General features: G+C 58.0%; 1 pseudogene. It reads left to right on the forward strand.

The annotated features are described in order from the left end of the window. Positions 1 to 50: 50 nt before the first annotated feature. Positions 51 to 257: pseudogene (locus tag V6252_RS12920) on the forward strand (ISL3 family transposase); the annotation flags it as partial.

Here is a 257-nt window from a genome sequence, read left to right on the forward strand (position 1 = left end):
GCCTTGGAATGGTCCAGGATATGGGCCCCCGAACAGACTGGAGAATTGACATGGATGGTACTCAGATCCTGACCCTTGGCTTGGGCTTACAAGCGCCTTGGAAACTCAAGGACCAGCATCTGGATACCACGTCAGCTCCGCATCGTCTCGAGCTTTACGTGGAAGCCGACCGGGGGAGCCTTTATGCCTGCCCGGAATGCGGCAAGGCATGCCCGGCGCATGACTTTGCCGACAAGTCCTGGCGACACCTGAACTTC

The organism is Psychrobacter proteolyticus (assembly GCF_038155145.1).
GTDB lineage: Bacteria > Pseudomonadota > Gammaproteobacteria > Pseudomonadales > Moraxellaceae > Psychrobacter > Psychrobacter proteolyticus_B.